This window comes from uncultured Anaerotruncus sp. (genome assembly GCF_902490045.1).
Classification (GTDB): Bacteria; Bacillota; Clostridia; order Oscillospirales; family Ruminococcaceae; genus Anaerotruncus.
The window spans coordinates 1-9,681 of sequence record NZ_CABUCJ010000094.1 but is presented as its reverse complement, the minus strand read 5'-3'; the positions used below and the strand labels follow the sequence as shown (position 1 = coordinate 9,681).

At 61.0% G+C, this 9,681-nt stretch carries 10 protein-coding genes and 3 tRNA genes; 2 read left to right on the top strand and 11 right to left on the bottom strand.

The window, feature by feature from the left end; all coding sequences use genetic code 11:
• Window positions 1–47: 47 nt before the first annotated feature.
• Entirely contained in the window at window positions 48–254 is a 207-nt protein-coding gene (locus tag RDM88_RS09725; protein WP_308754647.1) for a hypothetical protein, read from the bottom strand.
• A gap of 795 nt (window positions 255–1,049) precedes the next feature.
• On the opposite strand from RDM88_RS09725, the gene RDM88_RS09720 reads away from it, so the two are divergent.
• Window positions 1,050–1,982: a S1 RNA-binding domain-containing protein gene (locus tag RDM88_RS09720; RefSeq protein ID WP_308754646.1), complete on the top strand. Its 933-nt coding sequence runs from the start codon at window positions 1,050–1,052 to the stop codon at window positions 1,980–1,982.
• Window positions 1,983–2,027: 45 nt separating this feature from the next.
• On the opposite strand, the gene RDM88_RS09715 is transcribed toward RDM88_RS09720, so the two are convergent.
• On the bottom strand, window positions 2,028–2,267 hold the full coding sequence (locus tag RDM88_RS09715) for a helix-turn-helix transcriptional regulator (RefSeq protein WP_308754645.1): 240 nt from the start codon (window positions 2,265–2,267) through the stop codon (window positions 2,028–2,030).
• Between the two features lie 123 nt (window positions 2,268–2,390).
• On the opposite strand from RDM88_RS09715, the gene RDM88_RS09710 reads away from it, so the two are divergent.
• The gene (locus tag RDM88_RS09710) at window positions 2,391–2,522 is read left to right on the top strand and encodes a hypothetical protein (protein WP_308754644.1); all 132 of its coding nucleotides are present in this window, start codon (window positions 2,391–2,393) and stop codon (window positions 2,520–2,522) included.
• A gap of 19 nt (window positions 2,523–2,541) precedes the next feature.
• Here the strand turns inward: RDM88_RS09710 and RDM88_RS09705 are convergent, their stop codons facing one another.
• The 9 genes from RDM88_RS09705 to RDM88_RS09665 all read right to left on the bottom strand — a co-directional run bounded on the left by RDM88_RS09705 (window position 2,542) and on the right by RDM88_RS09665 (window position 9,579).
• Window positions 2,542–2,958: a YjdF family protein gene (locus RDM88_RS09705; RefSeq protein ID WP_308754643.1), complete on the bottom strand. Its 417-nt coding sequence runs from the start codon at window positions 2,956–2,958 to the stop codon at window positions 2,542–2,544.
• 162 nt (window positions 2,959–3,120) lie between these two features.
• Window positions 3,121–4,149: a hypothetical protein gene (locus RDM88_RS09700; RefSeq protein ID WP_308754642.1), complete on the bottom strand. Its 1,029-nt coding sequence runs from the start codon at window positions 4,147–4,149 to the stop codon at window positions 3,121–3,123.
• Window positions 4,150–4,153: 4 nt separating this feature from the next.
• Window positions 4,154–5,425, bottom strand: coding sequence for a replication-associated recombination protein A (locus tag RDM88_RS09695; RefSeq protein WP_308754641.1), 1,272 nt, complete (start codon window positions 5,423–5,425; stop codon window positions 4,154–4,156).
• A 214-nt stretch (window positions 5,426–5,639) separates the two neighbouring features.
• Window positions 5,640–6,893 (bottom strand): serine hydroxymethyltransferase, encoded by a 1,254-nt coding sequence (gene glyA, locus RDM88_RS09690; RefSeq protein ID WP_308754648.1) that lies wholly within the window; start codon window positions 6,891–6,893, stop codon window positions 5,640–5,642.
• Window positions 6,894–7,352: 459 nt separating this feature from the next.
• Window positions 7,353–7,670 (bottom strand): hypothetical protein, encoded by a 318-nt coding sequence (locus RDM88_RS09685; RefSeq protein ID WP_308754640.1) that lies wholly within the window; start codon window positions 7,668–7,670, stop codon window positions 7,353–7,355.
• 336 nt (window positions 7,671–8,006) lie between these two features.
• Window positions 8,007–9,092 carry a hypothetical protein gene (locus RDM88_RS09680; RefSeq protein WP_308754639.1) on the bottom strand — a complete coding sequence of 362 codons (1,086 nt, stop codon included), beginning with the start codon at window positions 9,090–9,092 and terminating at the stop codon, window positions 8,007–8,009.
• Between the two features lie 179 nt (window positions 9,093–9,271).
• Window positions 9,272–9,347 (bottom strand) — tRNA-Thr (locus RDM88_RS09675).
• 29 nt (window positions 9,348–9,376) lie between these two features.
• Window positions 9,377–9,452: transfer RNA gene (locus tag RDM88_RS09670), tRNA-Trp, on the bottom strand.
• A gap of 50 nt (window positions 9,453–9,502) precedes the next feature.
• Window positions 9,503–9,579: transfer RNA gene (locus RDM88_RS09665), tRNA-Ile, on the bottom strand.
• Window positions 9,580–9,681: the final 102 nt, after the last annotated feature.

Sequence of the window (9,681 nt, the reverse complement as noted above, 5' to 3'; positions counted from 1 at the left end):
GCCAACTGCAAGAAGAAGGCACGTGCAAGCGTACCCGCCGGGAGGCGCTAGGATTTATCCGCGCAAAGGATTTCGCAGGAGCGGCGCTGCGCTTCTTCCAGCAGCACCACTGCCTGGACCGTCCGCGCCGCCGCGCTGTTCTTGATCTGTTCGGCTGTCTCCCCCTCCAGCGGCCTGCGCAGAAATTCCGTAACCTCCGATACCTTGCTGGCCAAAAAACAGTAAGCCAGTTTATAATCGTCATTATTGGTCATTTGATCAACGCCTCCTCTTCGCATACCAGATCGTTCAGTGCGTATTCGATGCAGAGCAGAATAAGTTCGTTACGGCTTCGCCCAGTCTGCCTCACAATCCCGTCGAGCTGGTTGATAATTGCATTTGGCAATCTGGCCGAAATGACGGAGGATTCTCCCGCCCACTTTCGGGGATGGATTACAAAGTCGCCTTTCATCTGCATCACCGTGTACTATGATATACGGGATTCTGTAGTTTTGATATATTACGATGGTGTACATTTGTATTACGGTACCGTATATTGCCTTTATGATACGCCGCAGTGGGACAAATGTACACGTTCTGGAAGTGCGGATTTGCTAGATGATAGGTCGCAGAATGGGCCTTACAGTCCTTTGCGGACGGATGGATGCGAGCCGTCCTCTCCCATGTACCCACCCCCGGCGTGTGCGTCGGCACTTGCCTTATTTCCGCGGGAGGCTGGACGTGAGCGGAGGGGGGATTCTCAAGGGGGGCGAGCTTTGCGCCCTGCCTTCTTCAAGTGAGCCCCCCTTGAGCGCCCTTCTTTCGTCCATTTCTTGGGCGCGCAAGAAATGGACCCGCCTGCCGGGGCGGGTCCCGGCAATCTCCGCCGCCGAAGGCGGCTCCCCTTAGCTCTCCGAAGGAGAGCGATCATAAGCCCCGCCGGGCGCAGCGCGGAAAACCCAAGGAGAGCTCCGCCGCTCCCCGAGCGGCATCCCCAAGGCAAATCCATCTTCTAATCCATCCCGCGCCCTCATATAAATGGGATATGTTGAAAGAGGAGGGCTCACAAAATGCCAAACTACAAACCGGAAGGACTGCTGATAGATACCCCGGCGAACCGGCAGGCGTTCCACTCGCTGAGCGCCCTTCAGGAGGCGCACGCCTCGGGGCGTATCCTGGAAAGCCGCGCGGTCGTCTGCGACCCCGACCACAACCTGATCGTGGACATGGGCGCGTGGCGCGGAATCATCCCGCGCGACGAAGCGGCGCTTGGAATATCGGAGGGCACCACCCGCGACATCGCCATCATCTCCCGGGTCAACAAGCCGGTCTGCTACCGCATCACCGGCTTTGTCAAGGCGTCTGACGGCGTCGTCATCCCCCAGTTGTCCCGCCGCGCGGTCCAGCAGGAGTGCCAGGACAACTATATCGCGTCCCTCACCCCCGGCGACGTCATCGACGCGCGGGTCACACATCTGGAATCGTTCGGATGCTTCGTGGATATCGGCTGCGGCATCCCCTCCCTCATCCCGATCGACGCGATATCGATCAGCCGCATCTCCCATCCGCGCGACCGCTTTTCCCCCGCGCAGGACATCAAAGCGGTCGTCAAATCGCTCGAGCCGGGCGGGCGCGTCTCCCTCTCCCACAAGGAGCTGCTCGGCACCTGGAGCGAAAACGCCGCGATGTTCTCGGCGGGCGAAACGGTGGCGGGCATCGTGCGCTCGGTGGAGGACTACGGCGTGTTCGTCGAGCTTTCCCCCAACCTCGCCGGGCTTGCGGAACCGCGCGAAGGAGTGGCCGTCGGCCAGCACGCGAGCGTTTATATCAAAAGCCTCATCCCCGAAAAGATGAAGGTAAAGCTCATCATTGTCGATTCCTTCGAGGCCTCCTGGCGCGCCCAGCCCACCCGCTATTTTCTCACCGAAGGCCACCTGAGCCGCTGGCGCTATTCGCCCGACTGCTCCGACCGGCTGATCGAAACGGTGTTCGACGGAGACTGAAAACTACATAAAAAACGCCCCGGGACGGCGCCGTCCCGGGGATTTTTATCTGCTTGGCTTTCTCGGCGGATAAGGCTTTTCGACCGCTGTGCGGCCTAAAAGATAATCCGTAGAGGTCTCCAGCTTGTCGGCAATGATTTCCAACATGCCAATCGATATCTTCCGCCTGCCTGTTTCGTAATTCGAATACGATGATGCTTTAATCCCAAACAGAGCCCCCATCTGCTCCTGTGTCAGATTATGGTCTTTGCGCAGCTCCCTCAAAATATCAAGATCAATCGGCATATCATTGCCTCCAATCGTAAACTTGTCACCAGTTGCTATATTTACAATTAGAGCACGATATGATACAATAACCTCAATTCTTGTCATACGGTGACAAATAATTACTGTAAGTGGAGTGATTGTATGCCCGACTATCAAAAACTTTACCACGAGCTTTTCAATGGCATCACCGACGTCATCGAGCAGATGCAGGTTCTACAGCAGAAGGCCGAAGAACTCTACATTTCCGCCGAGCCGGAAGAATCCCAAGCGTAAAAAAGCGCCGGGGCAGGTGTTACCTGCCCCGGTGCTTTTCCTTTTTCTTCTGCTGGCGCAGCGCGTACCGCTGCGCCTTTTCCTCTTCGGCGCGCGCCTTGGCGTTTACCTTGCGCTCGCGCGCCGCTTCCTCGCGCATCAGGCTTACCGCCTGCTGCGCCTTGGTTCCCGTACCCGTCCGGGCAAGCCCGCGCGCGATTTCCCGCTGCATCCGCTTGGGGCTTACCTGCCTTGCGGCGCTTTCCCCATCGGGGACGGGCGGACTGAACCGCAGCCTCCGCCAGTGATCGAGGAAATACCCGTAAACCTCGTAGTCCTTCGGCTCCGCGCCGAATACCACCCGCACGGCGCGCAGCTTTCCGCCCTCGGAAACCTCGCACACCGCAACCCAGAACGGGTCCTCGAAATAAACCGTTGTCCTGCCGCGAATGTCCATCTGCCGTTCCTCCTAAAAAAGTGTTCGCCGCGGGAAACGGACAACCTTAGGAGGCAGGTTACTGACGGCTTTCGCCGCGCCCGGACTACCAACCGGACCGTGTTTTTATCCCCGCGTATTGTTATGTGAACGGGCCTGATTGCCCGCGATCACCTCTTTCCGCTATGATTCCGGCGCCGCCGGGAACGCTTTCACCGAGAGATACCGGAAGCCGCCGTCGTCGCTGCGCAAAAACGCGCATTCCAGCGCGCCGTTCGGCACAAATTGGAACGGGTCGTCATACTGCTCGATCCAGACGGTATGGATCCTCTCCTTTTCCGAGACGCGCACCACCCGCTCATTGCGGTAGCTGCCGCCGTGCCCGTTGAGCACATAGCATCCGCTTTCCGCGTCGTAAAGGCGCGAGTCCGTCATGATGAAGCTGTTGAAGCCGAAATAGCGCTTTGCGACCGCGTCGAGCTGCGCCTGGGTATAGCCGAGTCCGGAACCGATTTTAAGCGGCGTCGCCTCCGCTTCGGGATAGTCCCGCGCGGCCAGGCCGAGCAGGAAGTCGAGCAGCGCCTCCCGGTCGATCTCCGCCGGGTCGTCGAACGTCTCGAAGAAGGCAAAGTCGCGCATCCAGCAGGCCAGGCGCGCCGGGTCGTCCTGCAAATCCGACGTGGAATAGTAGTTTTGCGCGGGTGAAAATACCAGCACCGAATAATCGTCCCACATGCCGTAGGGCGCGTAGCCGATCTGCGCGTAACAGATGTTCTGCCCCGCCTTGAGCGGCGTTTCACCCGGGTCGGACACCTCCAGCGTGAACCGGCAGAGCCAGTCCCCGCCGTCCTGCACCGGCTCCTCGCAGGAAACGCTGTCCAGCGCGGCCGTCTTCCAGTAGTCGAGCCTGCCCTCCACACCGAACGCGGGATTCGCCAGCGCCTCAAGCGCGGGGATATCCCCCTCCCGGAGCGCGGCGGCAAGCCGCTCCGCCGTCCGCGCCGGGGAAGGGCCTTCCTCCTGCGGCGGCTCGGCCTCAATGTCCGGCTGCTCGGCGGACGGCGCCTCCGGGTGGGAGGAGGCCGTCTGCTCGGGCACCCGGACGGCGACGGGCGCGTCCGGGCGGGAAGGCGCGGGGCGGGGCGGCGCGGGAATTTCGCACCCCGCCAGAAGCAGGCAGAAGCAGAGGACAAGGGCAGTCAGCCGTTTCATCTCTTCAATCTCCCTTCTCCGGGGCGGCCTCGCGCAGGAGCTTTTCGCGGTAGGCCCTGGCCGCCTGTTCCGTCTTGTTGTCCCCGAACCGGTAGTAGACCCGGTCCTTCAGGGCGTCGGGCAGGTACTGCTGGCGCAGGTAGTGGTTGGGATAGTCATGCGGGTAGCGGTAGAACTGGCCGGGATTTTTGACGTCCGCGCCGTCGAAGTGCTTATTCTGAAGGCAGCGGGGCGGCGGGCCGGACTTCCCGGCGCGCACGTCGGCCATCGCCGCTTCGATCGCCGCGCAGGAGGCGTTCGACTTGGGCGCGGTCGCGAGCAGCACGACCGCCTCGCCCAACGGGATCTGCGCCTCGGGCAGGCCGATCTGCACCGCCGCGTCGACGCACGCCTTGGTGACGGCAATCGCCATCGGGTAGGCCAGCCCGATATCCTCGCTGGCGATCACGAGCAGGCGGCGGCAGGGGGAGAGCAGGTCGCCCGCCTCCAAAAGCCGCGCGAGATAGTGGAGGGCGGCGTTTTCGTCCGAGCCGCGGATGGATTTTTGCAGCGCGGAGAGCAGGTCGTAGTGCTCGTCGCCCTCGCGGTCGTAGCGCATCGCGCTCTTCTGCGCGACCTGCTTCGCGTCCTCCAGGGTGATCTCCCGCCTGTCTCCCGCCGCGAGCGCGAGCAGCTCGACCGCGTTGACCGCCTTGCGCACGTCGCCGCCGCACGCCTGCGCGATGTATTCCACCACGCCCTCCGCGAGAAGGTACCCGCCGTCCTCCCCAGCGGCTTCGAACGCGCGCCGGACGGCGCGCGCCGTATCCGCCGGGGTGACCGGCTTAAACTCGAACACCGTGCTGCGGGAGAGCACCGCGCCGTAGACGTAGAAATAGGGGTTCTCGGTCGTGGAGGCGATCAGCGTGACCGAGCCGTCCTCGATGCACTCGAGCAGCGACTGCTGCTGCTTCTTGTTGAGGTACTGGATCTCGTCGAGGTAGAGGAGCACCCCGCCCATCCCGTCGATCGTGTCGCGCGCCGCCACCGCGTCGCGGATGTCCTGCGTCGAGGCGGTGGTGCCGTTGAGGCGGACGAGCTTTTTGCCCGCCTTCTTCGCGATGATCGACGCGACGGTCGTCTTGCCGACCCCCGACGGGCCGTAAAAGATCAGGTTGGGGATGCTGCCCGTCTCAACCATCCGCCGCAGCACCATCCCGGGCGCGAGCAGGTGCTCCTGCCCCACCACGTCGTCGAGGGTCTGCGGACGGATGCGGTCCGCCAGCGGAGCCGCCATAAAAATCACCTCCGAAAGAAACGAGCCGCCGCCTGCCGATTGCGATACGGCCGCTTCTCCATAAGCGGCGCGGAACTTTCGATTCAGGCCAAACGCCGTCCGCGGCCGCACAACGCAACTTTGCCGCACGGACGGCGGACGGTTCCGGGGCAGGGCGCGCCGCCTGAACCAAACGTTTTGAAGGATTCCTAAGGGAACTTTTTCAAAAGTTCCCTTAGGCGTAGAGCGGGTACTTGGCGCAGAGGGCCTCGACGCCGGCGCGGATCTCGTCGGCCCTGCCCTCAAAATCGGTGGCAGTGAGGTAGAAGAACTCGGCGATCTTTTCCATATCCGCCTCGACGAAGCCGCGGCTGGTGACCGCCGGGGTCCCGACGCGCACGCCGCTCGTGATGAAGGGGCTCTGCGGGTCGTTGGGGATGGCGTTCTTGTTGACGGTGATGTAGACCTCGTCGAGCTTCTTCTCAAAGTCCTTGCCGGTGATGCCGAAGTTGCGCAGGTCGAGCAGCACGAGGTGGTTGTCGCTGCCGCCCGAGATGAGGCGGAAGCCGCGCGCGGTGAGCGCCTTGGCGAGCGCGCGGCAGTTGAGGACGATCTGGTGCTGGTAGGCCTTGAATTCGGGGGTCATCGCCTCGCCGAAGCAGACCGCCTTGGCGGCGATGATGTGCTCGAGCGGGCCGCCCTGCATGCCGGGGAAGATCGCCTTGTCGATCTTCTTGCCGAGCTCCTCGCGGCAGAGGATCATGCCGCCGCGCGGGCCGCGCAGCGTCTTGTGGGTGGTGGTGGTCACGATGTCGGCGTAGGGCACCGGGCTGGGATGCTCGCCCGCGGCGACCAGTCCCGCGATGTGCGCCATATCGACCATGAAGTAGGCTCCGGCCTCCTTGGCGATCGCCGCGAGGCGCTCGAAGTCGATGACGCGCGGATAGGCCGACGCGCCCGCGACGAGCAGCTTGGGCTTGCACTCGAGCGCGATTTCCCGCACCTTGTCGTAGTCGATGACCTCGGTGACGGGGTCCACGCCGTAGGAGACGAACTTATAGTACTTGCCCGAGAGGTTCACGGGGGAGCCGTGGGTCAGGTGGCCGCCGTCGGCAAGGCTCATGCCCAGCACGGTGTCGCCCGGCTCGAGCAGCGCGAAATAGACCGCGAGGTTCGCCTGCGCGCCCGCGTGGGGCTGCACGTTCGCGTGCTCCGCGCCGAACAGCTTCTTGGCGCGCTCGATGGCGATGTTCTCCACCTCGTCGACGTTCTGGCAGCCGCCGTAATACCGCTTGGCGGGGTAGCCCTCGGCGTACTTGTTGGTGAGCACCGAGCCCATCGCGGCGAGCACCGCGGGGCTGACGATGTTTTCCGAAGCGATCAGCTCGATGTTGCGGCGCTGCCTGGCCAGCTCCCGTCCCATCGCCGCGCCGACCTCGGGGTCGATTTTGGAGACGAACCCAATCGTGTCCATCATGTCCTGATACATCACAATCATCCATTCCGCCGCCGCGCTCCGGCACATATTTTGGGAAGGCGGAGGGCGCGAACCTGCACCGCGCGGAATCCGGCAGGCGTCCGACGCGTCCCCCGGGCGGCCGCTCTCGGCCGCCCTTTTCACGAGTGGTTCCAGTATACCATAAATCCCCGGCGGCGTACAAGGGGTTCCGACGAGCCCTTCCCTTTTTGCCGAACTTGTGCTAAACTGAACGAGGTATTTTGTGCATTGGGGGCATTGGTATGTCTATCTTCAAGCGGCCCACGCCGCCCACCTGGAAAATTCTGCTCTACTGCGTGCTCTCCCTGGGGGTGCTGCTCCTGCTCGGGCATCTCGCGCCCTACATCCTCGCCTAAAAATCCACCCGCAAAAGGGCGGAAGAAGAGCGCCGGCATTCTTTCGAATGCCGGCGCTCTTTTTATGAATTAGGAGAAAAAAATGAAAAGCGGTTTAGGCGGTGCGCTCCATGCCCGAATCGCCGGGGGTAAACCGCACGCGGGTCGCCCGCGCGCGCTTTTGGGATTTGACGGCCCTGCCGTAAGCGATCATGCTGTTGGCAAAGGCCGCGCCGCAGCCGATCACGAGCGAAGCGAACAGCTTGGAGCCAAACTTGTTCATGATCAGGTAGACGGCGGTATCGGTAAACCAGCGGGCGAGGCCTGCATCGCGGGAGATCTCGATGAAGCCGCCTGCGAAAACGGAGAGGGCGATGAACGCGGCAACGGCCGCGAGAACCCCGGTGCGGAGCGGATGATTTTGTCTTTTCACGGCTACTGCCTCCTTTAAAAGTTACAAATTGTAACTTTTACGATAATTTCTACAGACCATTTTACGTTCTGTATTTCGCTTACTTATAATATACCACATTCTATGCAGAAATCAAGAGGAAAATTCAAATTTGTTAAAATTATTTTCATAATTGTAACGAGATTGTAACCTCGATGTAACCACATTGTAACCATTCCATTTTATGGAATTCCATTTGTAACCGCTTTGTCACTTTTATCCAGATGCTGTAAAAAAAGAAAAGCAGCCGCGCAAAACGCGGCTGCTTTTCCCCGTGCCCACCCGCCGGATCGACCGGGCACGAAGGGTGGGGTGCTGTTATTTTTTCGCGAAGGAAGGCAGGATCGCCTTTTCGGACGGCGCGGGTTTGGCGGGCGCCTCCCTGACGGGCTTCTCCGCGGGGCGCTGTGCGCGCACCGCCGCCGCGATCGGCATCTCGGCGACCACATAGGTGCCGAGCTGGCGGGTCTTGGAGCGGAAGACATAGTCTCCGTCGTCCGTCTCGACCGCCGAGAAGGCGGGCGTCACGTCGACCAGCTCGCCGTCGATCACCTGGTAGATCACAACGTCGGACGGGTCGACCGTCAGGGTATCCTCGTCGGAGTCGTAGTAGGGGTTGTAAATCTCAAAGATGGCGCGGCTGGTGGAGGAGATGCGGGGCGCGCCGATGAAGTCGAAGAGGAAGGCGTCCTGGTCGGCAAAGTAATCGGCGTAATCCTGGTCATCCCACTTGGTGGTCATCTTGGGGAAGAGCTTCCTGGCGTCGTCGTCGCTCTCAAAGGCGAGCCGCGCGAGCGTCTTGTTCTCGTCCTCCCAGGTGATCTCGTTGTCCTCGTTCTTGTTCGGCTCGAGGATCACGCCGCCGTCGCCCGCCAGATAGTCCTGATCGGCGTTCTCGGTCGTGTTGCCCATGAAAAATTTGAACTTGATGGAGAATTTCTGTCCCTCGGGGTACTCCTGTCCGCCGATCGTCACCTTCTCCTTTGCTGTGAAGGTCACCTCGGGGGTGAGCTTATATTCGTTATCGGTGATGTCCTGCTTGAGCTCGATCTTCACCGCGGTCCAGCGGCCCTTGATCTGTCCGCCCGTGCCGAAGTTCTTTTCGGTCACGCTGACCTTCTGGATCATCTTCGAGTTGTCGTCGCCCTTGTCGGCCTTGACCTTGAAGAAATCCTTGTCGGTGAGCTTGCTGACCGCCGCCTCTTCAATCGCAAAGTAGACGGTGGTGTCCGGCGCGATCACATCATCGGCGGAGTAGACGGCCCCGTCCCCGTCGCAGAGGTCGCTCTCCACCACAAGGCCGATATTCGGGTAGGGGATCGCGTCTCCCGTTGCAGCGGCGGCGGCCACGCCGAGCGGAAGCGCGCACGCGAGCGCAAGAAGCAAAGCCAATACTTTTTTCATTGTGAAATCCTCCTTCATCTTACCGGTTGGGGAATGTCCTTCCAACATTTCCTTGCCCAGTATACCCCGGCACGGGGAAAAAACTGCGCGAAAGAGGGCGACAGACCGCGTCACTGCAAATCAAAATATAAAAAATTCCCGCAAACCAGCTTGTCCAGCCAATTTGCGGGAATTCTCTTTGGAGCTGATAATCAGATTCGAACTGATGACCTCATCCTTACCAAGGATGTGCTCTGCCGACTGAGCTATATCAGCATGTACAGGCTGCCCAGCCTGCGGAAAAGTGGCAGGGGCAGAAGGATTTGAACCCTCGGCACGTGGTTTTGGAGACCACTGCTCTACCAGCTGAGCTATACCCCTATGTTGCCCACCCGAATGTATCCCCATGCACGGGAAATCCTTGATCCCTGTGGTGGGCCATCAGGGACTCGAACCCCGGACCAACCGGTTATGAGCCGGTGGCTCTGACCAACTGAGCTAATGGCCCGTAAAAAGAAGGAGTACCGCCACCGCCTCGGCAGCGGTACAATTTGTTGGCTCCCCCTGTCTGGCTCGAACAGACGACCCTGCGGTTAACAGCCGCATGCTC